We start from the raw sequence: 24,931 nt of genomic DNA on the forward strand, positions 1-24,931 counted from the left end.
TGAGCGCCAGCCGGTCCTTGAGCACCAGTAGCACCTTGAGCGCCAGCCGGTCCTTGAGCACCAGTAGCACCTTGAGCGCCAGCCGGTCCTTGAGCACCAGTAGCACCTTGAGCACCAGTAGCACCTTGAGCGCCAGCCGGTCCTTGAGCACCAGTAGCACCTTGAGCACCAGCCGGTCCTTGAGCACCAGTAGCACCTTGAGCACCCACTGGTCCTTGAGCACCAGTAGCACCTTGAGCGCCAGCCGGTCCTTGAGCACCAGCCGGTCCTTGAGCACCAGTAGCACCTTGAGCGCCGGCCGGTCCTTGAGCACCGGTAGCACCTTGAGCGCCCGCTGGTCCTTGAATACCTTGAGCGCCCTGAGGTCCAGTAGCGCCTTGAGCACCAGCTGGTCCCTGAGCACCTTGAGGCCCTTGAGCACCAGTAGCACCTTGAGCGCCCGCTGGTCCTTGAGGTCCAGTAGCACCTTGAGGCCCGGTAGCACCAGTAGCACCTGTTGCGCCTCCTCCTCCAAGGCAACCTGATCCGTATTGAACTAGGATAGTTTGGATCTCTGTTATGAGTTTAACTAGTTTGTCGATCGTACAACAATCTACTTTGAATAACTTAGCGATATACAATAAATAATTAAGCAAGCTTTGTAGCTCAACATACAATGCTCCGCATGAGAAAGGTTTTGTTTTTAAAATAGTTAATAGGTTAGCGATAATCGAATTTCCAATTTGTTTTTGTGCTGGAGACAAATCTAAGCAATTGAGGAATTTTTGTAGGTTATTTAGGGCAACAATCAAGTTATCGATATTATTTTGAGAAGGGTTTTGGAAGACAGCTTGAATAGCTTGACCAAGAGCTTGAAGAAGTTTAACGAATTCTGTAAGTTCGGACTTGGAGATGTTAATATAACTACAAGCTCTGACTTCGCAACAATCATTACCATAAAATACTTTTCCTTTATTTTTATTGTTCATCTTTTCATTCCTTTCTTTCATAGAATCAATAGTCGTTACTATATATTAAAATGAAAATTGTACTAAATTCGCGATGGACAAACTACTATTTCTAAAAAAATAAGAAGTTTGCCTATCAAGCAAAAACAATTAAGTTATGGAGAAAGAGTTATAGAACTGAAAGAAAATTAGTTCAATATAAAAAAGCATGCCAATTGTTGAGAGTATATAACAATTGGCATGCTTTTTGTGGAGGAATACCTCATTTGTATTCATTTAATCTTTCAAGGGTCGTTTTAGGTAAAATTGGAATTGAAATAGTGAAAGTTGTACCATCTTGATTACTGGTCATTTTTAATGTACCGTTATGATTTTGAATAATTTTCTTCGTTACTGACAAACCCAGTCCTGTTCCTGAATCTTTTGTTGAGAAGAATGGATCAAAGATATATTCTTGAATGGCTGGTGGAATACCAATTCCATTATCAGTGAAAGTAATACGAACAAAATTATCTAGGCGATAACTAGTAATTTGGATAGAAAGTTTTTTTTCACCTTGAGCATCGACAGCGTTCTGAAATAGGTTTAAAAAAACTTGCACAAGTTCATGACGATCAATATGGACTAATACATTATCTAATTCGGTAGAAAAATTATAATCAATTGAAATGTTATGTAAAAAGACTTCACTAGCTAGTAACTGTTGAATATACTCACGTAAAAATGTGTTAATAGGAAACGGTTCTCTTGTAAATTCGCGTGTTTTTGAAATAGCTAAAAATTTTGTAATAATACTATTTGCCCGGTCTAATTCAGGAATGAGTAAGTTTTTAAATAATTCTTTATTAGATGGAGAAACACTTTCTTGTAAAAATTGTAAATAACCCCGCACGGTTGTAAGAGGATTACGTACTTCATGTGCAATCCCAGCTGCAATTCGCCCTGCTAACGAAAATTTTTCTGCATCACGTTCTGTGTTTAAATAATGAAAGACACTTATAACTCTAAAAATCTCTCCGTTATAATCACGAATAATTCGGTTATTTAAAATGCCATAATTTTTGTCTAAAACTTCTTCATTATATAATTCAGTTCCCGTTCTTAATGTTTCAAGAGCTTTAATTTTTTCTTCTGGCAATTTTAATAATTGTTGAATTGGTTTCCCGATTATATCATTTCGTACTACACCAAAATCATCTGCTGCAGCTTGATTACATAAAGTTATATTTCCTTTACTATCAACAAAGGTAACATGATGTGAAAAAGCATCAAAAATATGAACAAAGTATGTTTCAAGTTGCTCAAATAAAAATAATGAATCGCAAGTAAGTTGAAAATCAGCCTCTTTATTCTCTTTTTGTATGTCTTGTATAGAATGAGTTGTTCTCGTTTTCTTTATTTGTAAACCAATATGTGGATTTTTGTATGTGAAATGATGTGGTAATTGATTCACAAGTTCTTCATAAAAACGTACTTTATTTTCTAATTCTTCTATTCGCTTTTCATGAGATACAGTATCATCGTTTGGAAGCATAAATAAATAACCCCTCAATTTAAAAATTCTTCCATCTAGTATATCATATTTTTATACGGATACTCTTAAAGAAGGGGCTACTTAATGAAATTGATTAGTCGAAGTGTTCGGGAAGTGAGTAGAGTGGATAGAAGGTGAAGTTAAAAAGGAGGGATATATTTGCTTTTCATTGGAGTGACAGGGTGGGGAGATCATGATTCTTTATATATAGATCCCTATGAAAATAGAAATAAATTACGAACATATAGTGAGCATTTTCCTATTGTGGAAGTGGATAGTTCATTTTATGCGATGCAACCTGCGCGAAACTATACAAAATGGGCAACGGAGACACCGAAAGATTTTTCTTTTGTCGTAAAAGCATATCAAGGGATGACGGGACATATGAAAGGTGAAATTCCGTTTTCTACATTCGACGAGATGTTTGATGTGTATAAACAATCTATTCTTCCTTTAATAGAAGCTAATAAATTAAAAACGATTTTATTTCAATATCCACCATGGTTTGATTGTAAAAAGAAAAATGTAGATTTTCTTCGATATACGAAAGAAAAAATGGAAGGTTTGCCGTGTGCCATAGAATTTCGAAATCAAACATGGTTTTATCCAGAAATGAGAGATAAGACTTTACGGTTTTTGGAACAGGAGAAATGGATTCATACAATTTGTGACGAGCCACAGGCGGGGATAGGTTCGGTACCGCTCGTTTTAGAAGTAATGAATGCAGAGATGGTGTTAATACGTTTTCATGGACGAAATGTTCATGGCTGGCTGGATAAAGGTGAAAATTGGAGAGCGGTTCGTTGCTTATATCGCTATAACAATAAAGAATTAGAAGAATGGATAGAAAGACTAGAGCAATTGAAAAAGAAGACAAAGGGCATATATGTACTATTTAACAATAATTCGGGCGGAGATGCAGCGGATAATGCGAAACAGCTTATGAAAATGATGAACATTACATATGGTGAGCCGAAGCCTGAGCAATTAAATTTGTTTGAATGATAATAAACAAGAAAGGCACTGTACAAACAGGGGGAATGTACAGTGCCTTTCTATATGAAAAAGAGGGGTAACAATGTTACTGAGCGTTTGGTTGATTCATCAATTGTTGGCTTCATAATAAATGATAATGGTTATCATTATCATTGTCAATGGTTTTCCGAAAAATAAATAAAAAACTTTTTATGAGACAGTAACGGGTAGGAAGATTCCTGATAAAAAGTTAGGCAGAAGCAAAGAAGTTTTTCGGAGGAGAATGCTAGTAAACTCCTGATAAAGTATCAAAAAAAGAACAGCAATTAATGCTGTTCTTTTCCAGTAACGAATTGTTGTAAATCAAAAGGAGTTATCGCTTGGATAAACTCTTTTGAGATAAGTGTTTGAACAAGAGTACTCTCAGAAATGGAAGCACCTGTTTTCTTTTCGTAAGCTTGTTTTAATAAATCAAGTTTTTCAGCCGTTTCTTTCGGTAATTCAATTGTTAATGTGTTCATAATTTCTCCCCCTTATTATTAGAGTACCACTACAATATAGGAGAGACAAGAAAAGAGAGTGTGAAACATAAAAAAGGTTACCATTTATAAAATGGTAACCTTTTTTATGTATAAGAGTTATTAAGCAATACCGATATACTTTAAAGTTTTTGATGGAGTACTGTGATCAAAGAAGTGTTGTAAAAATGCGATATCAACACCTGATTTGTATGCACAATATCCCCAAGTTTTTCGAAGTGTATGTGAGCTAATCCCTTCTAATCCAACTTCTTTTGCAGCTTTGTTTAAAATGTACCATGCATGTTGTCTCGTAATAGATTTTGTTCCTTTTTGAGACTTTAATAATGGTTCATTACGTTTCCAAGTTTTACGTTCTTTCATGTAGTCTTCGATCGCGTGCTGTAAGTCTTCATTTACAGCAAACCATTTATGTTTCTTTACTTTTTCATTGTAAAATAAAATGGAATGGCGAACATTTTCATTTTCATTTTCATCGATTACATCACTAACTTTTAATTGTAAGATTTCACTTACTTTTAAGCCAGAATTTACAGCTAATACGAATAATAAGCCATCACGTTTCGAAGATTGTAAAAGTATATTTTTGATAGTTTCTAATTGTTTTTCATTTTGAATAGGTTGTCCTGCTTGTTTCATTTCACGCACTCTCCTCTTTTATGTGTGTAAAGGAAAGGATTAACTTGTTTCTTACTATAAAGGGAGAGTGTGAATTTCATGTGAACTCCTAGTGAAATTAAGACAAATTATTTGACTTCTTTTACTTTTTGTAAATTAAAGTAGAATACAACACTATTATTCGTGTTATATACACCGTACTCGGCATGGTGGAGGTCTAAAATGTTTTTTACAATAGATAATCCGAGACCAGTACCACCAGTATGACGGCTACGAGATGCATCTAAACGGTAGAAACGATCCCAAATTTTTTCAAGACTGTCTTCTGGGATAGGGTTTCCTGTGTTTTCGATTTCGACTTTTACTGTATCTTCCATTGCTATAACAGAGACTTGTATTTTTTCTCCATCTGGCGTATAGCGAATTGCATTGCTAAGTAAGTTTACAACCACTTGCTCAATACGACTACGATTCGCTTTCACAAATATAGAAGAGTCTACATCTATGTTCACTTGTAAATGCTTTTCTTCCATGCTAAATAATAACTTTGTATAGACTTGTTGAATTAATTCACCGATTGAGAATGTCGTCATATCTAGTTTGTACGTACCTGATTCTAATTTTGCTAACTCTAACATTTCAACAATAAGTCTGTTCATGTTTTCGGTTTCTTCTAAGATAACGTCTGTGTAATACGTCGTATCTTTACTAACGCCATCTTTAATTCCTTCTGCGAAACTTCTAATTACACTGAGTGGTGTTTTTAATTCGTGTGATACACCAGAAATGAATTCTTTTCGCGTTTTCTCTAATTGACGTTCACGTTCAATATCTTGTTGTAATTTTGTATTGGCAACATTTAATCGATCGATTCGGTCTTTTAAATTTACAGATAACGTATTAATACTGCCGGAAAGCCCACCAATTTCATCGTCTGCTGTCACAGGTAATTTCTCGCTAAAATCAAAATTGGCCATTTTTTTTGTAACACGATTCATTTTAATTAATGGTTTCACAATGATTTTTGAGTAGTAGAAGGATAACAAAATAATTACGAGAAATACGATGATTAAGGCATAGACATAATAATCCTTTAAAACGAGCATTGCTTCATTAACAGGTTGCAAGGATGCTACGGCAAAAGCGTATTCTGTAATCTTTCCATTTTCCATAATAGGTTTTACAAAGATACTATTCTTTATATTTTCTCCGCTATCTAGTAGGAAATGGCTCAATTGCTGTGGGCTAGTAGTGCCATCTCTAATAATTTCTGCAAAATATTGAACGGCTTGTAATGTTTCAAGATCATTTGCAAGACGAACATCAGCTTTGGATGGAAGCTGTAACTTAGATACAATACCAGTAAACTCAATTTGAGTTACAGTTTTGGATCGACTTGTAAGTCTATTTTTAGCAGGGTTGCCATTAATGGATTGAAAATCTGAGTTGATATATTCGTTTTGCCATCGATTATAGTTTGTGGTCAATTCTATTGGTGTTATGGTGGAATCTTGTACAAAACCGACGACGTTTATCACTCCATCTTTTTTCAATCCTAAGTTTTCAAATTTATTATATTCTTCGGGCGTTAAAAGATTATTGAGTGGAATGGAATATGCTTTATTATTTTTAGGGTTAATTACATCAATGTAAAAATTATTGTCGCTTTTAATAATGCCGTTCGCATTTAAAAACTGCATTTCAGCATTTGTTTTATCATGAAATTCTTGTTTTAGTTTTCGAATTTCTTCATAAGTTTTACCACTTTTTTCGTAATTATCTACGAACTTCTCGAAAGCAGTTTGAACGGTTTTTACCTTTTTATTAATATAAAATTTCTCTAAAAATAGAGATTGTCCTAGAAAAAAAAGGAGGAATATGATTGTAAATAATGTTGATGTTAATAAAAATAATTTAAAGACGATACTTCTGTTTTTCACTGCGTCACCTCTTGTGAGAAATACTGTAAATGATTTCTTTATTATAACAAACGTTGCCAAAAAGTAGAGGAGAAAATCTGTCTCTTCCGAAAGTAGTTTTTTATAAAAGGTCACATAAAAAGAACTCGACAGACGTATGACGAGTTCTTTAATGTATTATTGTTGAATTGCTGCATCTAAAGCGATTTCAATCATTTCGTTAAATGTAGTTTGACGCTCTTCAGATGTTGTTTCTTCACCAGTGAAGATGTGGTCACTTACTGTTAATACAGATAACGCATTTACACCGTATTTCGCTGCTAATGTGTAAAGAGCAGTTGTTTCCATTTCTACTGCCAGTACACCATAATCTCCAAGCTTTTTAACCATGTCCATGCTTTCGCGGTAAAATACATCTGCTGTTAAAACGTTACCAACACGAATCTGTAAGCCTTTTTCAGTTCCAGCATCGTAAGCTTTCTTTAAAAGGTCAAAGTTTGCAGCTGGTGCAAAATCAAAACCTGGGAATGTTAAACGGTTCATATTAGAATCCGTACAAGCTGTCATTGCAATAATAACGTCACGTACTTTTACGTCTTTTTGAATCGCACCGCAAGTTCCAACGCGAATTAAATTTTTAACTCCGTAGCTTTGGATTAATTCGTTTACATAAATAGAAATAGAAGGAACACCCATACCTGTACCTTGAACAGATACGCGTTTTCCTTTATAAGTTCCAGTGAAACCTAACATACCACGAACGTTATTATAGCAAGTAACGTCCTCTAGAAATGTTTCAGCGATATATTTTGCACGTAATGGATCACCAGGTAATAGAATAGATTCAGCAATTTCGCCTTGTTTTGCTTCAATATGTACACTCATGAAAAGTCCTCCTTATAATGTATTGATAGAAATCAATATCATTTGCATTATACACTATCAATCCTTTCAATTAAAATCTTTTAATTATTTGTAATATGTGCAAAGCAGGAGGATTTCATAAATCATAATCTAGAATATATATGTAAGAAGTTTTGTATGAACAGAGACAATAAAAATGGTAGGTGATGTTTTGAAAAATCTTGTCATTGGACTTGTTGCTTTGCTTTTTATTGTAGTAGGCGGATTTTACATAAAGAAGTATCAGGAAACTACAGAGACTGTAGGTGATGTTCAGGAAGTAAAATGGGATGTGTCAAATGGAAAAGGAAATGAGAAAGCAGATATTTCGTTTCAATTACTAAATAATAAAAATAACGAAGTTCGTGGTGTGAATGATCAAATTCGGGCAGTTATTGTAGACGGACAATTAAAACATGTACAACAAATGAAACCTACATTTGCAGGGAATGGATCATATAAGGTTTCTTCCAGAATAGCGAAAGATGAAGGATATACAATATTTTTATATGAAGACAAAAATAAGTCTGTGGAATCATTTGCGAAGAAAGATTTTGGGAGAGAAATAGAGGAGAAAAATAAGAAAAAAGTAAAATTTCCAATCGATAGTGTGCTTACAAAAAAAATAGGGGAGTATGAAATTTCTCTATTATTTGGTGCCTTGCATCCGAATGAACCAGCGACGTTAACATTTCAATTCCAAGCGAAAAAGGGTGAAAAATTGAAATTACATTCCGAGAGAGGAGAAGTAGAGGCACTCTATATCGTGGACGAAACGAGAGAAAACTTTTTATATGCAATACCTGTTGATACAGACGAGCAATTACAATATCGTATTACATTTCCTGTAGAAGGAACGTATAAAATATGGGGAGATTTCTATATAAATGGTAAGAAATATGAAAAAGAATTTATTGTACAAGTTCAAAAACGAAAAAACAGCTAAATGTTTAGCTGTTTTTTCGTTTTCCTATTAATTTTGTTACAGAGAGCATTGTAATTGGTAAAGAATGATTCTTTCTAAATGCTAAATATTTACCACTCCATGCTGGTTTATATTTTTCTTTAAAATGACGTAGTCCGCTGAAACTATACGTATAACGAACATTATTAAAGATGGCAGCAGCAACCCGTTCAGACCAGAAAGATTGTGTTGATAAACCTACATTTGAAAGTGGTGCCATACCAATATTAAAGGAATGGTATTCATTTTCTTTGGCCCACTGGAATAGGTGAATGAAAATTGCATCCATAATGCCGCTAGGTGCATCTGGATAATAGCGCATTAAATCAACAGACAATGATCCGTCTTGATATACCGGCATAAAGGTTGTAAATGCGATGATTTTTCCATCCGCATCAGATAATGTAGCGATAGGTGCTCGGCTAATATATTCACGATCAAAGTATCCGAGTGAAAAGCCTTTCTCTTTTTTACCGCCGAGCCATGCCTCTGAAACTTTTTTTAACTCTTCATAAAGTTCATCTGAGAATGGTGGCTGGTGAATAGAGAATGTATAGCCTTCTCTTTCAAAACGGTTGAAGGTCGCTCGCATACCGGCACGTTTTTTTCCTGTTATTGTAAATGTGTTTAAATCAACGACAGCTTCTTCACCAAGCTTAAAGAAGTTATAACCAAAATCATGATATAAACTCATCCATTTACTTTCGATTTGGTAGAATACACAAATGTATCCAAATCGATCAGCCTCAGCTAAAAATTCTTGTAACACAGTACGATAGGAGGAAGGATCCCCAATTGGATCACCTAGCACAACAAGACGTTTTCCCGTTATAGAGAAGAGAAGGAGCGCTTTCCCATCACTACTGAAGAAGAATTGTTTATCTCCTAAAAATCCCAAATGACTAAGTACATTTCCATTATGTTCATCTAAGAAGTTTTGCAATCTTTTATCATTCGCTGGTTGCCCGGGAAATTCATTTCGATAACGGTTGGCAATGAGTGAGCCAATCAGTAAAAAAGTAGGAACGAAAAAGGCAGCTGCTAATGCACTTCGTTTCACTTGTGTAATATTACGAACGACAAAATCAGGTTTAAAGGCTTCTTTTGCACCTGCAAATAAAACACCTAAGTTTTTATATAAATATAAAGTTATAAGTAGGAATATAAAAACTTTTACCATATCAGAAAGTGAGACTTCTATTTTCTCGCGTACAAATCTTTTACGAAGCATATATAATACAGCGAGTACGATTAATAAAATAAACGTTTCTTCAATATCAATTCCTTTTAGCGTATTAAAGATTGCTGCTCCGATTAAAGAAATAATCGTCATATAGTAAGAACGTTTTGTTCCATAATATATGCCTCGTGAAAGGATTAGCAGGAGAATACCAAATGTTAGTGATAGGCTAAAAGAAAATTGAATAAGAGGTTTTGGAGCTAGAATATGTAAGGCGTGTGCTCTGTTTATACTCGTTGGTAGAATGGTCGATAAAATAACCATTAGTCCAGCAAATACTGTTAAGGCAGCAGATGCCCATGAACCTAATTTTCCTAGAAAATCACGCTGCAAAGTCCATATAACACCAGTTGTTTCTAATGCAGGCGCAATAAAAGGTTTATCTTCAAACTTTTTAATGGCCACGCCTGTCATTTCAAAAGCTGCAAAAATAAGACCAAGGCAGAAAGGTAAAATGTAATAGACGAGGCGATATAATAACATAGCAGGTAGTAGTACGCCTGTATCAATGCCATACTGTCCGAGTCCAGTTAAAAAGACAAGATCAAATGAACCAAGGCCACCAGGCACAAGACTCACAACGCCAGCTAAAGCAGCAATTACATACACACCTAAAAACTTTTGAAATTCGATATCAATGCCAAATAATATTAATATGACGTACATAACAATACCAGCAGATACCCACTCGACTAATGAAACTAATGAGTATAAAACAGTTGGGTTTTTCTCTTCTGCTTCTTCTTGTCCTTCGGTTTGGTTTGTTTTTCTATTTTTAAGTTTAGAAAAGCCAATATATATAGGGACGAAAAGAGCGAAAAAGATAAGAACAGGCCATAGCCACGGTTTTTCATGCAAAATAAAACTTGTGTCTAATATTCCAATAAGACCGAGGAATGAAAGAATGGCTAATCCGTTAATAAAAGCAGTTGTCATCCAGGCGATACTTTTAATAAGCTTGCCATTTTCTTTTATGTATGGACGATAAAGCATTGTGCGTACACCAGCCCCAACGAGACCACCAAACCCAATAAATCCATTTAAAGTATTAGCAATCCATGAGATACGGAAAATCTTTTGAACTGGTATATCAGCTTTTAAATAACGAAGCATAACATAGTCATAAAAGAACATTGTTGATACAGCAAATGCACCAAGTGTAATTGCTAAAAAGACTCCGCCGGTTGGAATGTTTTTAATTGAATTGATTGCTTCTAAAAAAGAAATGCCTGCTAATTCTTTTTTTGCTTGAAAGAATACAATTGTTAATACAACAAATGGGAAGATAAATTTCCCGATTTGTAAGAAACGTTTCCATGAAAACGACATAAATACAACTCTCCTTGTATAAGAAAACTGAGACAATAATATTATTATGACAAACTTCAAGAAAAATAAAAAGGTAAATTCCTGTATAGGGAAGCTATTTTTTATAAGGGTTATATTTAAAAGAGTATTTCGTTTGTCAGAAAATTAAGTTAAAATGAATTGAAAGAAGGAAGAGAGGGGAAGTAGATGATTATAATAGGTTATGCGGGATATGAGTTAGAGAAAGCAAAGCCTAATACATCAGAAGATTTCTTTAATAGATCTGAAGTGACATATATATTAGATAATAAAGAGAGAACTTTTTCTGTTTTATACGTTCGATATTTTGAAGAAGTTTTACAAGAAATTACTCCTTTTGAAGGAAATCCAGTATATAAAGTAGAAGAACAAGACATATATTTACGGGATATTGTAGCGATATGTTGTTTACTGAAAGAGAATGAGCATCGCATGCAAAAACGTTTGTATGTAAATAATATAGAAGAATTCCAACAATATTTTGATGAGGGAACAGTGGTGAAAGTACAAGAAATATTGGCTGAATTACATAAAAATAAAAGAGTAGAAATAGCGTGAAATGGCAAAGGAGAGGGAAAAAATGTCTAATCTGATGGTTGAAAATCAAACAGAACAAGTTTCTATGTTTTTAGAAGATGTTATTACATTGATAACCAATTATGTAAATTATCATACGTTACCTTCTTTATTAGAAGAAACACCAGCAGGGAACGAGCAATATTATAAAGGGTTATTAGCATCAATGAGACGTCTTCTTGTCTTTTGTGAAGAAGGACATGATGCATGTTTTGTTTTGTTAAATAGCCAACCATTTCGAAAAACAGCAGCAGAAAAAATTTTATATAAAATTTATCATCAAGTAATTGCAGAGTTTTTCTCACCAAAGAGTGATCATTGGTATGAAAATAGTCGGTCCGCCTATACGGGAAAAAATTCTATCGTTTTTCAGCAAACGCCACCAGCGTCTATAGAGCAAGTGATGAAGAGTTTAGAAGGTAAATTTCAATTGATGCGTGAAGAACTAGAATATTATGAGACGGATTACCAAACAAAGATGTTACACAAATATTAATTGCGAAAAAGAAGCTAAGAGGACTTAGCTTCTTTTCCTTTTGTAAAGTTATATAAGGGATTTCCTTTGAATATATTTAGGGGGATAGCATTAAGGAGGTGTAACATGAGTCAGCAAGGTGTATTTACAGATTACTTTCATGAAGTAGAAAGCTGGTGTGAAAGTGTTCTTCACGTATTAGATAGCCGTGCAATGGAAGTGTACGATGTCCATATGCTTGCTTATAAAATTCAAACGTTATTAGATCGTATGAAAGAGCATGAGTATGATACAGATGCAGAATTTATGTATGAAATAAGTGATGATGTAGAACATATTCAGCATCATTTGCAGGAAGTATTCGTGCAAGGAGAAGAGGAATATGAACTATATGAAAGAGGGGATAGTGAACGAGCTGTTCCAATTGGAGGGCATACACTTCCACCATTACCTTATCCGTATAATGCGTTAGAACCTTATATTTCTAGAGAAATTATGATGTTACACCATGATAAACATCATCGCAGTTACGTGGAAGGATTAAATAAGGCAGAGAAGATGATGGAAGAAGCGAGAAAAACGAATCAATTTGATTTAATTAAGCATTGGGAAAGAGAAGCCGCTTTTCATGGATCAGGTCATTACTTACACACGATATTTTGGAATAACATGAAAAAAGATGGTGGCGGAAGTCCAAGAGGGGCTCTTTCACAACAGATCGAACAAGATTTTGGGAGTTTTTTACGTTTTCAAAAACATTTCACAGAAGCAGCTTCTAAAGTGGAAGGATCAGGATGGGCGATTCTCGTATGGGTGCCACGATCTGGAAGATTAGAAATTTTACAGAGTACACTTCATCAATTATTTACACAATGGGATACGATACCGCTCCTCGTACTAGACGTGTGGGAACATGCGTATTATTTACAATACCAAAATCGAAAAGATGAATATATTAAAAACTGGTGGAATGTTGTAAATTGGCCTGATGTCGAAAAAAGATTTGAAAGTGCGAAACAAATTGAATGGACACCGTATTAGACGCAGGTTTTCTGCGTCTTTTTTATTGGAAGGAGAAGGAGATTTCGTTCATATTTTAAAAGGCCAAGCATACACTTGTACAAAAAGTGCCAAAAGGACGTGGGGGGAAATATGAGACGAATTTGTGTAATAATCACGCTTCTTATTATGTATGCAAGCGTTATGCCAATTCCTACATATGCAAAGATGAACAGTAATGTCAGTGCTCGAAATGCTGTATTAATGGAACAACAGTCAGGTCGTGTATTATACGGAAAAGCAGAACATGAGCCGCAAAAAATTGCTAGTATAACAAAAATTATGACTGCCTTGTTAGCTGCTGAATCAGGAAAAATGAAAGAAATGGTACCGGTTAGTAATGAAGCGGTGAGAGTGGAAGGCTCAGCAATTTATTTAAAACCTGGACAGAAAGTGAAGTTAGAGGATTTAGTATACGGACTCATGCTTAGATCTGGTAATGATGCAGCACAAGTAATTGCTGAAAATGTAGGAGGGAGTATAGAAGGGTTCGTATATTTAATGAATGAAAAGGCGAAACAAATTGGCATGAAAGATACTCACTTTTCAAACCCACATGGTTTGGATGGAGATGGATCCCATTATTCGTCGGCTTATGATATGGCACTTTTAACGAAGTATGCAATGGGGAATGAAACCTTTAAGAAGATTTTTGGGACAAAAACGTATAAATCAGATTCGTGGGATTATCCGTGGAAAAACAAACATAAACTCGTGACGTCTTATTATGAATTTGCGACAGGAGGAAAAACAGGTTTTACGAAGAAAGCAGGACGGACGCTTGTTACAACAGCATCAAAAGATGGACTAGATCTAATTGTCGTAACTTTGAGCGCTTCTAGCGATTGGGATGACCATATGAATTTATTTGATAAAGGTTTTGAACGTTTCAAGCAAACGAACGTTGTAGGACAAGGAGCTCTTACTGAAATAACTGAAAAGAAATATGCCAATCATGTTTATACGAAAAATAGTTTTGCGGTGCCATTAACTGAGCAAGAAAGAAAGGATGTCGTATTAAAAGTTGAACTCGATAAAAGTGCAAAACTTAAGGACGGCGTAAAGGTTGGGAAGACAGAAATTTATGTTGGCAATGAGAAAGTTGGAGAACGGAATTTATTTTATAGTAAACGAAAGTTAGTAGCTACAACGGGAATGTACTGGAATAATGTGAAAGAAATTTTTTCTCATATGATAGGTGTTGGGAGCGATGGTTAATCTCGTATGGGTAGCGATGGCAGTCATAGGGATCGTATATGCCATGATAAATGGAACGATGGAAGCAATAAATAAAGCTGTATTTGACGGAGCAAAAGACGCCGTAACAATTTGTATAGGACTCATTAGTGTTTTAGTATTTTGGCTTGGTTTAATGAAAATTGCAGAGGAAGCAGGGTTGTTAAAAAAGTTAGTGACACTTTTTATGCCGATCGTAAAAAGATTATTTCCAGAAATACCGAAAGATCATCCGTCAATGGGATTTATTTTATCGAATATGATGGCAAACTTTTTTGGATTAGGGAATGCAGCGACCCCTCTTGGTATTAAAGCGATGGAACAATTGAAAGAATTAAATGGAGGGAAGGATTCGGCGAGCCGTTCTATGGTAACGTTTCTCGCGTTAAATACATCAGCGATTACTTTAATTCCTACTACTGTCATTTCGATTCGAATGACGTATGAATCAGCGAATCCTACTGAAATTGTAGGGGTAACATTCATTGCACAAGTACTCTCTATGATTGGAGCGATTTGGATTGACCGCTATTTTTACCGAAGAAGGAGTAGGAAGGGGCGGAAGAAATGAGTATTGTCAATACGATATCATTATGGGTAATCCCTTGTGTAATTGGTTTTATCCTTTTATATGGCACGATAAAGAAAGTACCAACGTATGAATCGTTCGTTGAGGGAGGAAAAGAAGGAATTCAAATTGCAATCTCCATTTTACCGTTTATGGTTGGGATGCTTGTATCTATTTCAATATTTCGAGCTTCAGGTGCATTAGATGCAATGATATCAGTAATGAAGCCGATGTTAGATTTAATTCATGTCCCAGCAGAAATTGTTCCACTAGCACTTATACGCCCTATTTCGGGCTCTGCTGGTTTAAGTATTACGACCGATTTAATTGCCACATATGGGCCAGACTCGTTTATTGGAAGATTGGCTTCTACGATGCAAGGGAGTACAGATACGACTTTTTATATTTTAACAGTATACTTCGGAGCTGTTGGAATTAGAAAAATGGGAGATGCATTAAAAGTAGGACTTTTTGCCGATTTAATCGGAATTATATGTTCAATTGTGTTTGTTTCTTTAATGTTTAAGTAAGGCTATTCATTTTTTATGCTATTTCGCTTATAATACGTATACGACCACTATTAAGGTGTTGCTTAATAGTGGTTTTTTTATGCGGTGTTTTTGACAAAATGATGAACTTTTATTGTGAGCAATATGAAGAATATGGACAATAATAAAAGGTAAAAACATGATTTGCCCTTTATATGTTTATTATCATCGCTATGTTGTTTAAGTAAGATGAAGCGAACAGCCGTCAAGTGTATGCGGTTGCCAAGTCTTTCTAATGTAAGGTAAGATAAATTCGAGGTGAAAAAAAGAAATGGAACGATTACAAAAAGTGATTGCACAAGCAGGTATTGCATCGAGAAGAAAGGCTGAGGAATTAATTCAGCAAGGAAAAGTGAAAGTTAACGGAAAAATAGTGAAGGAGTTAGGAACGAAAGTCACTCCTCAAGATAAAGTAGAAGTAAATAACATCCCTCTTGAAAAAGAAGAACCTGTTTATTTTTTACTATATAAACCAACTGGCGTAATTTCAAGTGTATCAGATGATAAAGGAAGAAGTGTTGTAACAGACTTTTTCCCTGAAATTAGACAACGTTTATTCCCAATCGGCCGCTTAGATTATGATACGTCTGGCGTATTATTAATGACAAATGATGGGGAATTTGCAAATGTATTAATGCATCCGAGATATAAAGTTGAAAAAACGTACGTTGCAAAAATTAAAGGGCCATTAACAGGTGAGAAAATTCGCATGTTAGAACGAGGTGTTGCATTAGAAGATGGAAAAACAGCACCAGCACAAGTGAAAATTATTTCTTGGGACAAGCGTAAAGAGACTGCGATTGTACAATTAACGATTCATGAAGGACGTAATCGTCAAGTACGTCGCATGTTTGAAGCGCTAGATTGTAAAGTAGTGAAACTAAAGCGTGAACGCTACGCCTTTTTAGAAGTGGGTAGCTTGCGCCCTGGTGATGCGAGAAAATTGTCACCACATGAGGTGAAACAATTACGTGCATTGGCTTCTACAAAGCCGCGCTAATCGATAGTGTGAAACTTTCACCAGTGGAATGCTCCGCTGGTGATTTATTAAAACATACATATATTTATCACTCGTCGAAGAGAGGGGAGACAATATGAAGAAAAATCGCTTATTATTTCGCGTTATTATTCTGCTCATTTTAAGCGGTGCTGTAGGATTTACCCTTTATCAAGGGTTCTTTGCTGATAAGGAGAAAATGCAAATCGGAAAAGAAGCACCTAACTTTGTTGTGACAGATTTAGAAGGAAAGAAAATTGAACTAAAAGATTTAAAGGGAAAAGGTGTGTTTTTAAACTTTTGGGGCACTTGGTGTAAACCTTGCGAGAAAGAAATGCCTTATATGAATGAATTATATCCAAAGTATAAAGAAAAAGGCGTTGAAATTATTGCGTTAGATGCAGATGAAACAGAAATTGCTGTTAAGAATTTTGTGAAACAATATGATTTGAAATTCCCAGTCGCTATTGATAAAGGAACAAAAATCATAGGGACATATAGCGTAGGGCCATTACCGACAAGCTTCTTGATTGATAAAGATGGAAAAGTAGTGGAGAAAATTATAGGTGAACAAACGAAAGAACAGTTAGAAGGATATTTAAAGAAAATTACTCCGTAATAAAGAAAGCCTTTACATAAGAGGTGCTTACCTATAGCGCCTCTGGTTTAAAAATTCTGAGTATTGCGGTAACTCGAGGTTAGAATATACAATAGTACATATAGATACAGGGGCGGTGAGAGTGTTGAAAGAAATTAAATGTGAATGTGGACACGTTAATCCGATAGGAACTGTTTTTTGTGAAGCATGTGGGAAACCATTTGAAAGCAATGAAAATATAAAACTATTGGATATGCGCTATGAGGGGAGTGCTCGGAGATCTCTCACGCAAACAAAAACGATAGTCGATAAAATTTGGAGCTTTTTCTCTTCTGTAAAAGTGGGTGTATGGCTCATTGTAATCACTTTAGCTGCATCAGCGATAGGAACTATTTTTCCACAAGAAATGTACATAACTCCAGGGATTGCACCCGCTGAATACTATAAGCAAGAATATGGATTTTTAGGGCAATTATACTATCAATTAGGATTTAATAATTTATACGGTTCATGGTGGTATATGATTTTAATTGCTTCAATTGGTATTTCACTTGTGATATGTAGCTTAGATCGTGTCATTCCACTTTATAAAGCTTTAAAGAAGCAAGGGGTGAAAAGACACCCTAGCTTTTTAAAGAGACAAAGATTGTACGGCACTGGTACACCGCAAGATGGTGATTTGGAAAGAGTTCAAATCAATTTAAAGAAAACGAACTATAATGTGAAAGTGGAAGACGGTAACATTTTAGCTGAAAAGGGACGGTTTTCACGCTGGGGTCCATATGTGAATCATATCGGTCTCATTATCTTTTTATTCGGTGCAATGCTCCGTTTTTTACCGAGTATGTACGTAGATGAAGCGCTTTGGTTACGTGATGGTGAAACGAAAGAAATACCTGGAACGGATGGGCAATACTATTTAAAAAACGAGAAGTTTATAAAGGAAGTTTATGATAAAAGTAAGGACAAGGAAGTTTTTGATGAAGCGATTGATCGTGTAGGCGATAAGATGATTGCGAAAAACTTCCAAACAAATGCTGTATTGTATAAAGCGGTCGGTGAAAATATAGCAGGACAAAAACCAAAATTAGAAAAAGTAAAAGAAGCGGAAATTCGAGTAAATGAGCCAATGAAATTTGATCAATTTGCTGTTTATCAAGTGGATTACAAAGAAAGTGAATTTAAAAGCATGTCATTCCATTTGCAAAACAAAGAAAATAATCAAAAGTGGGGACCGATTAAAGTCGATTTAACGAATCCTACAGAAAAATATGATTTAGGAAACGGTTATTCTTTAGAACTATTAAGCTATTTCCCTGATTTTTATTTTGATGAGAGTGGAAGACCAAATACAAAAACGAAATTACCAAATAACCCTGCATTTGTGTTTAAAATGTTTACGCCTGAAACACCAGATGGTGAAGTGAGTTTTGTTGGTATTCAGCAAAATATAGAACCTGATGGGAATAACAAATATAAAATGTCGTTTGCAGGTGTGGAAATGCAAAATGCAACAGCACTTACTGTAAGGAAAGATTTAACGCTTTGGATTCTCGGTATTGGAGGATTTATATTTATGGTTGGTGTCATTCAAGGGATGTATTGGAATCATCGCCGTATTTGGATACAACGCGTTAATGATGAATGGTGGATTGCAGGACATACGAATAAAAATTGGTTCGGTTTAAAGAAAGATATTGAAAGAGTACTAGAAGGTACAGCAATTCCGCAGCCAAGCGATAAAGTAGTAGATAAAAAAACTAGTTAAGGTGGGGAAACGATATGGTGCAAATAAGTAGTAACTTTCTCTTTACCGCATTTATTTTATATTTAATTGCAACTTTATTTTTCGGGGGAGCAATTAAAGAAAAAGGTCATAAATGGGCAAATATAGGAATAACGATTACAATTTTAGGGTTTATTGCGCAAACGGTATATTTTGTTACAAGATGGATTGCATCAGGACATGCACCAGTTAGTAACTTTTTTGAATTCGGTACATTTTTCGGCATGATGCTTGTCGGAGCATTTATTGTCATGTATTTTATGTATCGCGTCAGTATAATCGGACTCTTTGCATTACCAGTGGCACTTTTATTAATTGCCTATGCAAGTATGTTTCCACGGGAAATATCTCCGCTTATTCCTTCTTTAAAAAGTAATTGGTTACATATTCACGTGACAACTGCAGCAGCAGGACAAGCAATATTAGCAATTAGTTTTATTACGGGCGTTATGTATTTATTGAAGAATGTAGATCAATCAACGAGAAGTAAACGAACATTTTGGTTAGAAGCGGTCGTGTTCACACTTGTTTGTACAGTTGGATTTATTGGAGTAACAACGGTATTTTCTAGTATGAAATATGAAGCGAAGTTTCAATGGATTGATAAAAATGAACAACAAGTGGAGATGAAGTACAATCTTCCTGCTTTAGTTGGACCGCATGAAGGAAAGTTATTGACAGAAAATAAATTGGAACCGACAGTTGAAGTTCCAGCGATTGTAAATGCGAAAAAATTAAATACTGTAATTTGGTCTGTGTTAGTAGGAGCGTTACTTTATATCGTATTAAGACTTGTTTTACGGAAACGAGTATCAGCGGCGCTTCAGCCGTTAGTGAAGAATACGAATAGTGATTTACTAGATGAAATCGGATATCGATCTATTGCAATTGGATTCCCAGTTTTCACATTAGGTGCATTAATTTTTGCGATGATTTGGGCACAAATAGCGTGGACGCGTTTTTGGGGCTGGGATCCAAAAGAAGTTTGGGCGCTTATTACTTGGCTCTTTTATGCGGCGGTATTACATTTACGTTTATCAAAAGGGTGGCATGGAGAGAAGTCAGCGTGGTTAGCGGTAATTGGTTTTGCAATCATTATGTTTAACTTTATTGTAGTAAACTTAATTATCGCGGGTTTACATTCATACGCATAGAGAAATAAAATAGGAGAGTGAATGTCACTTTCCTATTTTATTTTTGTCAACTTTTCTTCTTTTTTGAGAAAAACATGACAAAGTAGCGGTTGATTTTGTAAAATGATGTCGAGGACATTATATACTGTTCAAAAAAAATACATAGTTTTGGAAAAAAATTGAACAAACTTTATTATTCTTGTGAAGCATAATATGGGAAGTGAAACATTTAGAAGATTGCTTAAATAAACGAGAATAGCGCAACATACTAGTGTAGAAGGGTAGGTGTAAACCGTTGTGGTAAAAATACGCAACGGGTAGAAATGGAAAATGAATCAAGAATTTTAATTGTAGACGATGAGGATCGTATTCGTCGTTTGTTGAAAATGTATTTAGAAAGAGAACAATACACAATTGAAGAAGCAGACAATGGTGATACAGCTTTAGAAATGGCGTTACAAAATGATTACGATTTGATCCTATTAGACCTTATGATGCCTGGTAAAGATGGTATTGAAGTTTGTAAAGGGGTTCGTGAGAAGAAAGCGACGCCAATTATTATGTTGACAGCAAAAGGTGAAGAGGTAAATCGAGTACAAGGGTTTGAGGTAGGAACTGATGATTATATTGTGAAACCATTTAGCCCACGTGAAGTAGTGCTTCGTGTGAAAGCGGTCTTACGCCGTTCTGTACCAACAACATTCTTTACACAAGATACAACGACAAAAGATGTTACTGTGTTCCCTCATTTAACAATTGATAATGATGCACACCGTGTTACAGCAGATGGTAATGAAGTGAACTTAACACCGAAAGAGTATGAACTACTATTATTCTTGGCAAAAGCGCCTGATAAAGTATTTGATCGTGAGCAATTGCTAAAAGAAGTATGGCAATATGAATTCTTCGGAGATTTACGTACAGTTGATACGCATGTAAAGCGTTTACGTGAGAAGTTAAGCAAAAAATCACCAGATGCTGCGAAGATGATTGTTACTGTTTGGGGTGTAGGTTACAAGTTTGAGGTTGTGAGCGACTGATGCTTTGGAGAAGTGTAGTAGGGAAGTTATGGATGACCATATTACTTCTCGTTTCGTTTGTACTTGGATTTGTTGCGATTTTACTTTCACAGTACTTTAGAACATATTATGTTGATATGAGTCAAGATAAGCTTCAAAAAGTTGCAACAAGTGTTACGCAATTAATTGAAGAGGGTGCCGATGTAAAAACGATTGAGAATGTTGCTTACAAATTCTCTGATAAACTCTCAAGAATTATTATTGTAGAAGATGGTAAGGAAATTTCTTCTTCTCCTAAGCAAGAAGGATTAGTCACTCTTACAATAGATGATTTAAAAAATGATAAAGAGTTAGCAGCTGTTTTTACAGATAAAAAGGAAATTAAGAATAATATTAGAAAAGCTTCTAATAGTAGGAAAAATATAAACACTGAAAATGATATTATGATTGTTGGGAAACCAGTGCAGTCCAAAAATCAAAGTGCTGTGTTTGTATATGAATCTTTACAAGTTCCACAACAAGGTATGGAGAGAACGACTGATTTTATTTTCTTATCAGCAGGGATTGCGATTGTTTTAACAACTTTCTTTGCATTTTTCTTATCTACTCGAATTACAGCACCGCTACGTAAAATGCGTGAGGTTGCTTTTGAGGTGGCGCGTGGGAAGTTTGATGCGAAAGCTCCTATGGTATCTCAGGACGAGATTGGTGAGCTTGCAACAGCCTTAAATCAAATGGGAAAACAGTTGAAGTTTAATATGAATGCTCTGCAGCAAGAAAAAGAGCAGTTAACTAGCATTTTGAGTAGTATGGCTGATGGTGTTATTACGTTAAATCAAGAAGGAGAAGTTGTTGTAATCAATCCACCGGCTGAACATTTCTTACAAGTTTGGCAAGAAGAAAAAGAAGTAGAACTAAGTAAAAAGCTACCTTCTGAACTTGTTAAACTATTCCATCTCGTTGTAGAAAGTGAACAACAACAAGTGGTTGAAATTAACTTACAAAAAGGGAACTATGTAGTTCTTATGACGCCGCTTTACAACCAAACGAAAATTCGCGGGGCGGTAGCTGTATTACGTGATATGACGGAAGAACGCCGTCTTGAGAAGATGCGTCAAGACTTTATTGCGAACGTATCACATGAACTCCGTACACCGATGGTCATGCTTCAAGGGTATAGTGAAGCGATTTTAGATGATATTGTGCAAACGAAAGAAGAAATTAATGAGTTTGTTCAAATCATTTATGATGAATCCGTTCGTTTAGGTAAACTTGTAAATGAATTATTAGATTTAGCGCGTATGGAAAGTGGTAATGTAGAGTTACATATAGGTGAAGTTGATATTCATCCTTTCGTTGAAAAAATAGGTCGTAAATTCCAAGGGATTGCAAAGGATAAAGAAGTCGCATTAACGGTTGATTTCCAAAATCCAATTGAGCAATACCCGTTTGATGCAGATCGTATGGAACAAGTATTGACGAATTTAATTGATAACGCAATTCGTCATACGAATGCAGGTGGACATGTAACGCTTGTAATTGATACGAAAAATAATGGTCTTATTTTTGAAGTACAAGATTCGGGTGCTGGCATTCCAGAAGAAGATATTCCATTTTTATTCGATCGTTTCTACAAAGCTGATAAAGCAAGAACACGTGGAAAAAAAGTTGGAACAGGGCTCGGGCTTGCGATTGCAAAAAATATTGTACAAGGCCATGATGGCAAAATTGCTGTTTCAAGTGTTGTTGGAGAGGGAACTACATTCTCTGTATATTTACCGAATCGTATAATTTAGATATGTGTTTTTAAAGTTGATAATGAATAAAGTTCTACTGTTTTTTATTTTTTTGTAAAATCAATTAAATAAATAATAGTAGAACTTTTTTTCTATCTTAGTTGAATGAAGAATAATAAGAGGGGTGTCGTAAAGTGATGAAATTATACACGAAAACAGGAGATAAAGGGACAACAAGTGTAATAGGCGGCAGAGTGGATAAAGATAATATCAGAGTGGAAGCATATGGCACGATAGATGAGGCGAATTCTCATATTGGATATGTAATGACGAAGCTACAAGGCGGGACTTTCGGAGATATTTACAATGAACTTGAAAATATTCAACATGAACTATTTGATTGCGGGGGAGACTTGGCGATAGTAGAGGGGAAAATTCCTTATAAAGTAACGATTGAAATGGTTGAAAGTTTAGAAAGAAGGATTGATTTGTATATAGAAGAAGCACCGCCGTTAGAGCGTTTTATTTTACCAGGTGGAAGCGAAGCGGCAGCTGCTATTCATATGGCACGTACAGTTGTAAGGCGAGCAGAACGCTGTATAGTGTCCTTGCAAAAAGAAGGGGAAACAAATGAAGTTGTTCTAAAGTATGTAAATAGATTATCTGATTATTTGTTTGCGGTAGCTAGAGTAATAAATGCTCGATTACAAGTAAAAGATGTGGAGTATAATCGCAGTGCAATCGTTTTTCGTGATAAAAAAGAGAAGGAAGTGGAGTGATTCACTTTCTTTTTTTTGTATACTTTTTTCTGTAATATACCAAAATAGAGAAGGTATGGTGTTAATTAGAAAACGGAGGATGTATATGAAAGTGTTAAAATGTGGCGTCATGTTATTGACAGTATTGTTTTTATCTCAATTACATGTGTACGCAGAGGGAAAACAATGGACATGGCCTGTTGAAGGGCAGATAAGTGATTATTTTGGGACAAGGCATGGAAAACACTACGGTATAGATATAGCGGCACCGATTGGTACGCCTGTGGCAGCTATTCAAGAAGGTAAGGTAACAAAGTCTTATTATTCAAGTAGTTATGGAAACGTTGTATTTATTAAACATGGAGAATATGAGGCCGTGTATGCACATTTAAATAAGAGATATGTAGTTCAAGGGGATTATATTTCAAAAGGAGAAATAATTGGAGAAGTAGGAAATACAGGAGAATCGAGAGGTGCACACTTACATTTAGAAGTTCATCAAGGAAGATGGACGATGGCGAAAAAGAATGCGATGAACCCATTACTTGTTTTACATGAACAGAGAAATGAAGTCGTTTCCTCATCCTTATATGTCGTCCAAAAAGGGGACACTTTGGTTAGTATTGCACGGAAATTTAGTATGTCAGTTAAGGAAGTTAAAGAAAAAAATGGACTGCAGCAAGATCAGATTTATCCAAATCAACAATTATACGTAAAGTAAAGAAGAGCTAGTTTAACTAGCTCTTCTTTTACCAAAAAATAAAGACACATATAAATCCAGAAATAGCTAAGTAGCTATATAAGTAAAATACTTTTGTTCTTGTTTTTTCGTTTGTCCGAAACAGTACAATTGTTGGTTCAATTAAACCGATTGTCAAACAAAGTAGACCAAGAAGCATACAACCGATTGAAATGGAGTACAGGGCAATTTGTGGTGCTTGAAATGGAATCATCCATTTTAATAAAAATGCAATAAGTGCAGTGTAGCAAATGCTGCCGATGTATTTATTCAGCGGTGCATTAGAACGGAACCCTGGAAGCTTTTTTAAGAAAGAGCGGGAAACAACTTCAGTTTGCAAAGATGTATGCTCTTCAATTATTTTTTGAGCTTCTTTCCCTTTTTGGAAAAGGGATAATATCCAGTTTCGCTCCCCTTGAAAAATAAATTGTGAAGTTGTCAAGTAGTGATCAATCTTCACTTTATTCCAACTCTTCCACGGATGACGCTCACATAATTTTAATTTACTCTCTGTTTTTTTATCATACTGATAAATGCTGATGCCATCTTCATCAAAAGCAGCATAGTATGTCTCGCTTGAGAATGTGCCTAAATCAATTGGACAGTGGAAAAGTAATTCTTTTTTTAAGTAAAAGTATTCTTTTCTTAAGTTTTTTTTCATTGCTTCTCGAATAGAGTGTCTCTTTTCTTTCTTCATGACATTTCCTCCATAATCCA

Annotated in this window: 24 protein-coding genes; 16 read left to right on the forward strand and 8 right to left on the reverse strand. The window is 35.3% G+C overall.

Features of this window, described 5'->3' with window-relative positions; all coding sequences use genetic code 11:
• On the reverse strand, positions 1–968 hold a 968-nt coding region (locus PDL00_RS14305), incomplete at its 3' end, for a collagen-like repeat preface domain-containing protein (RefSeq protein ID WP_270729699.1).
• Between the two features lie 241 nt (positions 969–1,209).
• Positions 1,210–2,481: an ATP-binding protein gene (locus tag PDL00_RS14310; protein ID WP_270729701.1), complete on the reverse strand. Its 1,272-nt coding sequence runs from the start codon at positions 2,479–2,481 to the stop codon at positions 1,210–1,212.
• A 159-nt stretch (positions 2,482–2,640) separates the two neighbouring features.
• Here PDL00_RS14310 and PDL00_RS14315 point away from each other — a divergent pair, with 159 nt between their 5' ends.
• The gene (locus tag PDL00_RS14315; protein ID WP_270729702.1) at positions 2,641–3,486 is read left to right on the forward strand and encodes a DUF72 domain-containing protein; all 846 of its coding nucleotides are present in this window, start codon (positions 2,641–2,643) and stop codon (positions 3,484–3,486) included.
• Positions 3,487–3,782: 296 nt separating this feature from the next.
• On the opposite strand, the gene PDL00_RS14320 is transcribed toward PDL00_RS14315, so the two are convergent.
• The 4 genes from PDL00_RS14320 to deoD form a co-directional block, all read right to left on the reverse strand.
• The gene (locus PDL00_RS14320) at positions 3,783–3,977 is read right to left on the reverse strand and encodes a DUF3924 domain-containing protein (RefSeq protein WP_001094861.1); all 195 of its coding nucleotides are present in this window, start codon (positions 3,975–3,977) and stop codon (positions 3,783–3,785) included.
• A gap of 120 nt (positions 3,978–4,097) precedes the next feature.
• Positions 4,098–4,634 carry a tyrosine-type recombinase/integrase gene (locus tag PDL00_RS14325; protein WP_270729703.1) on the reverse strand — a complete coding sequence of 179 codons (537 nt, stop codon included), beginning with the start codon at positions 4,632–4,634 and terminating at the stop codon, positions 4,098–4,100.
• A gap of 107 nt (positions 4,635–4,741) precedes the next feature.
• Positions 4,742–6,553, reverse strand: coding sequence for a sensor histidine kinase (locus tag PDL00_RS14330; protein ID WP_242251015.1), 1,812 nt, complete (start codon positions 6,551–6,553; stop codon positions 4,742–4,744).
• Between the two features lie 156 nt (positions 6,554–6,709).
• Entirely contained in the window at positions 6,710–7,417 is a 708-nt protein-coding gene (deoD, locus tag PDL00_RS14335) for a purine-nucleoside phosphorylase (protein ID WP_242251025.1), read from the reverse strand.
• A 175-nt stretch (positions 7,418–7,592) separates the two neighbouring features.
• Between deoD and PDL00_RS14340 the strand changes: the two genes are divergently transcribed.
• Complete coding sequence (locus tag PDL00_RS14340) at positions 7,593–8,381, forward strand: hypothetical protein (protein WP_270729705.1); 789 nt, start codon at positions 7,593–7,595, stop codon at positions 8,379–8,381.
• A 4-nt stretch (positions 8,382–8,385) separates the two neighbouring features.
• On the opposite strand, the gene mprF is transcribed toward PDL00_RS14340, so the two are convergent.
• Entirely contained in the window at positions 8,386–10,968 is a 2,583-nt protein-coding gene (mprF, locus tag PDL00_RS14345) for a bifunctional lysylphosphatidylglycerol flippase/synthetase MprF (RefSeq protein ID WP_270729706.1), read from the reverse strand.
• Positions 10,969–11,154: 186 nt separating this feature from the next.
• On the opposite strand from mprF, the gene PDL00_RS14350 reads away from it, so the two are divergent.
• From PDL00_RS14350 to PDL00_RS14415, 14 genes are all read left to right on the forward strand, one after another.
• The gene (locus PDL00_RS14350) at positions 11,155–11,544 is read left to right on the forward strand and encodes a hypothetical protein (RefSeq protein WP_242251032.1); all 390 of its coding nucleotides are present in this window, start codon (positions 11,155–11,157) and stop codon (positions 11,542–11,544) included.
• 22 nt (positions 11,545–11,566) lie between these two features.
• Positions 11,567–12,058 (forward strand): YpuI family protein, encoded by a 492-nt coding sequence (locus PDL00_RS14355; protein ID WP_016133998.1) that lies wholly within the window; start codon positions 11,567–11,569, stop codon positions 12,056–12,058.
• A 105-nt stretch (positions 12,059–12,163) separates the two neighbouring features.
• Positions 12,164–13,078 (forward strand): superoxide dismutase, encoded by a 915-nt coding sequence (locus tag PDL00_RS14360; protein WP_000082672.1) that lies wholly within the window; start codon positions 12,164–12,166, stop codon positions 13,076–13,078.
• A gap of 111 nt (positions 13,079–13,189) precedes the next feature.
• On the forward strand, positions 13,190–14,314 hold the full coding sequence (gene dacB, locus PDL00_RS14365; protein ID WP_270729709.1) for a D-alanyl-D-alanine carboxypeptidase DacB: 1,125 nt from the start codon (positions 13,190–13,192) through the stop codon (positions 14,312–14,314).
• The gene (gene spmA / locus PDL00_RS14370) at positions 14,307–14,903 is read left to right on the forward strand and encodes a spore maturation protein SpmA (RefSeq protein ID WP_046955232.1); all 597 of its coding nucleotides are present in this window, start codon (positions 14,307–14,309) and stop codon (positions 14,901–14,903) included. The genes dacB and spmA overlap by 8 nt, the downstream gene beginning before the upstream one ends.
• Positions 14,900–15,430, forward strand: coding sequence for a spore maturation protein SpmB (spmB, locus tag PDL00_RS14375; protein ID WP_000029511.1), 531 nt, complete (start codon positions 14,900–14,902; stop codon positions 15,428–15,430). Before spmA ends, spmB begins: the two co-directional genes overlap by 4 nt.
• Before the next feature lie 289 nt (positions 15,431–15,719).
• Positions 15,720–16,448 (forward strand): 23S rRNA pseudouridine(2605) synthase RluB, encoded by a 729-nt coding sequence (gene rluB, locus PDL00_RS14380; protein WP_270729711.1) that lies wholly within the window; start codon positions 15,720–15,722, stop codon positions 16,446–16,448.
• A 94-nt stretch (positions 16,449–16,542) separates the two neighbouring features.
• Entirely contained in the window at positions 16,543–17,064 is a 522-nt protein-coding gene (gene resA / locus PDL00_RS14385; protein ID WP_001978271.1) for a thiol-disulfide oxidoreductase ResA, read from the forward strand.
• A gap of 121 nt (positions 17,065–17,185) precedes the next feature.
• On the forward strand, positions 17,186–18,811 hold the full coding sequence (resB, locus tag PDL00_RS14390) for a cytochrome c biogenesis protein ResB (protein WP_242251037.1): 1,626 nt from the start codon (positions 17,186–17,188) through the stop codon (positions 18,809–18,811).
• A gap of 14 nt (positions 18,812–18,825) precedes the next feature.
• The gene (resC, locus tag PDL00_RS14395; protein ID WP_242251039.1) at positions 18,826–19,983 is read left to right on the forward strand and encodes a cytochrome c biogenesis protein ResC; all 1,158 of its coding nucleotides are present in this window, start codon (positions 18,826–18,828) and stop codon (positions 19,981–19,983) included.
• 302 nt (positions 19,984–20,285) lie between these two features.
• Positions 20,286–21,002: a DNA-binding response regulator ResD gene (resD, locus tag PDL00_RS14400; RefSeq protein ID WP_098343591.1), complete on the forward strand. Its 717-nt coding sequence runs from the start codon at positions 20,286–20,288 to the stop codon at positions 21,000–21,002.
• Positions 21,002–22,777 (forward strand): sensor histidine kinase ResE, encoded by a 1,776-nt coding sequence (gene resE, locus PDL00_RS14405; protein WP_270729716.1) that lies wholly within the window; start codon positions 21,002–21,004, stop codon positions 22,775–22,777. Before resD ends, resE begins: the two co-directional genes overlap by 1 nt.
• A gap of 137 nt (positions 22,778–22,914) precedes the next feature.
• Positions 22,915–23,496 carry a cob(I)yrinic acid a,c-diamide adenosyltransferase gene (locus tag PDL00_RS14410; RefSeq protein ID WP_242251138.1) on the forward strand — a complete coding sequence of 194 codons (582 nt, stop codon included), beginning with the start codon at positions 22,915–22,917 and terminating at the stop codon, positions 23,494–23,496.
• Between the two features lie 85 nt (positions 23,497–23,581).
• Positions 23,582–24,196: a peptidoglycan DD-metalloendopeptidase family protein gene (locus tag PDL00_RS14415; protein ID WP_242251053.1), complete on the forward strand. Its 615-nt coding sequence runs from the start codon at positions 23,582–23,584 to the stop codon at positions 24,194–24,196.
• 28 nt (positions 24,197–24,224) lie between these two features.
• Here the strand turns inward: PDL00_RS14415 and PDL00_RS14420 are convergent, their stop codons facing one another.
• Entirely contained in the window at positions 24,225–24,911 is a 687-nt protein-coding gene (locus PDL00_RS14420; RefSeq protein ID WP_061677822.1) for a hypothetical protein, read from the reverse strand.
• Between the last annotated feature and the right edge of the window lie 20 nt (positions 24,912–24,931).

The sequence above is a fragment of the Bacillus cereus group sp. TH152-1LC genome (assembly GCF_027710505.1).
Taxonomy (GTDB): Bacteria; Bacillota; Bacilli; order Bacillales; family Bacillaceae_G; genus Bacillus_A; species Bacillus_A mobilis.

What these genes read in the sequence shown, in the direction of transcription:
- deoD (WP_242251025.1), bottom strand. Translation starts at nt 7,417, where the DNA reads ATGAGTGTACATATTGAAGCAAAACAAGGCGAAATTGCTGAATCTATT.
- rluB (WP_270729711.1), top strand. Translation starts at nt 15,720, where the DNA reads ATGGAACGATTACAAAAAGTGATTGCACAAGCAGGTATTGCATCGAGA.
- PDL00_RS14410 (WP_242251138.1), top strand. Translation starts at nt 22,915, where the DNA reads ATGAAATTATACACGAAAACAGGAGATAAAGGGACAACAAGTGTAATA.
- PDL00_RS14355 (WP_016133998.1), top strand. Translation starts at nt 11,567, where the DNA reads ATGTCTAATCTGATGGTTGAAAATCAAACAGAACAAGTTTCTATGTTT.
- mprF (WP_270729706.1), bottom strand. Translation starts at nt 10,968, where the DNA reads ATGTCGTTTTCATGGAAACGTTTCTTACAAATCGGGAAATTTATCTTC.
- PDL00_RS14340 (WP_270729705.1), top strand. Translation starts at nt 7,593, where the DNA reads ATGGTAGGTGATGTTTTGAAAAATCTTGTCATTGGACTTGTTGCTTTG.
- resA (WP_001978271.1), top strand. Translation starts at nt 16,543, where the DNA reads ATGAAGAAAAATCGCTTATTATTTCGCGTTATTATTCTGCTCATTTTA.
- spmB (WP_000029511.1), top strand. Translation starts at nt 14,900, where the DNA reads ATGAGTATTGTCAATACGATATCATTATGGGTAATCCCTTGTGTAATT.
- PDL00_RS14310 (WP_270729701.1), bottom strand. Translation starts at nt 2,481, where the DNA reads ATGCTTCCAAACGATGATACTGTATCTCATGAAAAGCGAATAGAAGAA.
- spmA (WP_046955232.1), top strand. Translation starts at nt 14,307, where the DNA reads ATGGTTAATCTCGTATGGGTAGCGATGGCAGTCATAGGGATCGTATAT.
- PDL00_RS14360 (WP_000082672.1), top strand. Translation starts at nt 12,164, where the DNA reads ATGAGTCAGCAAGGTGTATTTACAGATTACTTTCATGAAGTAGAAAGC.
- PDL00_RS14350 (WP_242251032.1), top strand. Translation starts at nt 11,155, where the DNA reads ATGATTATAATAGGTTATGCGGGATATGAGTTAGAGAAAGCAAAGCCT.
- resE (WP_270729716.1), top strand. Translation starts at nt 21,002, where the DNA reads ATGCTTTGGAGAAGTGTAGTAGGGAAGTTATGGATGACCATATTACTT.
- PDL00_RS14320 (WP_001094861.1), bottom strand. Translation starts at nt 3,977, where the DNA reads ATGAACACATTAACAATTGAATTACCGAAAGAAACGGCTGAAAAACTT.
- dacB (WP_270729709.1), top strand. Translation starts at nt 13,190, where the DNA reads ATGAGACGAATTTGTGTAATAATCACGCTTCTTATTATGTATGCAAGC.
- PDL00_RS14420 (WP_061677822.1), bottom strand. Translation starts at nt 24,911, where the DNA reads ATGAAGAAAGAAAAGAGACACTCTATTCGAGAAGCAATGAAAAAAAAC.
- PDL00_RS14325 (WP_270729703.1), bottom strand. Translation starts at nt 4,634, where the DNA reads ATGAAACAAGCAGGACAACCTATTCAAAATGAAAAACAATTAGAAACT.
- PDL00_RS14415 (WP_242251053.1), top strand. Translation starts at nt 23,582, where the DNA reads ATGAAAGTGTTAAAATGTGGCGTCATGTTATTGACAGTATTGTTTTTA.
- resC (WP_242251039.1), top strand. Translation starts at nt 18,826, where the DNA reads ATGGTGCAAATAAGTAGTAACTTTCTCTTTACCGCATTTATTTTATAT.
- resD (WP_098343591.1), top strand. Translation starts at nt 20,286, where the DNA reads ATGGAAAATGAATCAAGAATTTTAATTGTAGACGATGAGGATCGTATT.